General features: G+C 29.3%; 1 protein-coding gene. It reads left to right on the plus strand.

The annotated features are described in order from the left end of the window. The first annotated feature begins 214 nt into the window (after positions 1 to 214). Entirely contained in the window at positions 215 to 1,192 is a 978-nt protein-coding gene (locus tag Q1A73_RS24405) for an IS110 family transposase (RefSeq protein ID WP_299611435.1), read from the plus strand. Positions 1,193 to 1,199 lie beyond the last annotated feature (7 nt).

Here is a 1,199-nt window from a genome sequence, read left to right on the forward strand (position 1 = left end):
GCTCCTTTAGATTTGTTTTTTAGATATTTATGAAAGAGAAAGGAAACAAAAGTAACCTATGACAAGGCTCTAAGTTTTAAGACTTATAAGCTGATTTAGACTTTTGTTTCCCTTTTCATCAAAAGGCTCATATAGAAATTTAGGTAATACCTATTATCAAGGAGTTAAGCAATTGATGAATTTTCTCTATTCATTTTCACTTAAAAACAAAGTTATGAAAAAGACAGTTATTGGTATTGATGTAAGTAGTAGAACATTAGACTTGAGTGTTATTGAGCATAAACAAGTTCATTATGCTACAATTGAAAACAAGGTTAAAAGTATTGTGAAATTTTTAAAAGCGTATGATGATACAAAAACCATTATAGCTATGGAAAATACAGGAAGATATAACTGGTATATCTATGAAGCCTTAGAACAGTTTTCATTTGAAGTATATGTAATATCACCTTTACATTTAAGCAAAAGCTTAGGATTAGTTAGAGGTAAAAACGATAAAATAGATGCTCTTAGAATTTGTCAATTTGTTCAGAAAAACAAAGCAGAACTTACAGCTTGGCAACCTACTGCTAGGAACATTCAATGTCTTAAGGTTTTATTATCAGAGCGTAATTCTAGAATCAAAACCAAAAGACAGCTTTTGGCTAGACAGAATGATTATAAACTAATGAAAACCTTAGGATTGGATAAAGAATTGTTAGCCTTAAATAAACAACAAGTCAAAGCCTTAGAAAAACAAATTAAAAAGATAGAACACAAAATAAACGATATTATTGAATCAGATCAGAAACTTAAAAATCAACAACAATTAATTAAAACCATTCCTGGAGTTGGTAATGTATTGTCTTGGACTGTAATTGGGAAAACAGAAGGTTTTTCAAAATTTACAAACCCAAGAAAATTTGCTTGTTTTGCTGGAGTAGTACCTTTTGAATATCAATCAGGATCCTCTATATATCGAAAACCCAAATTATCGATGTTTGCGGATAAAGAACTCAAAAGTATTCTACACTTGGCTGCAATGAGCGCTATAAGACTAGACAACGATCTAAGAAAATATTATGTGAAAAAAGTAAAAGAAGGTAAAAATAAAATGAGTGTACTTAACGCAGTGAGAAATAAAATTATTCATAGAATCTTTGCTATAATAAAAAACCAAACTGCTTATAAAAACAATTTGGTTTTGTCATAGAAATCAG

It is taken from the genome of uncultured Aquimarina sp. (assembly GCF_947492115.1).
Taxonomy (GTDB): domain Bacteria; phylum Bacteroidota; class Bacteroidia; order Flavobacteriales; family Flavobacteriaceae; genus Aquimarina.

Coding starts and splice junctions, on each gene's coding strand:
- Q1A73_RS24405 (WP_299611435.1), top strand. CDS start 215: ATGAAAAAGACAGTTATTGGTATTGATGTAAGTAGTAGAACATTAGAC.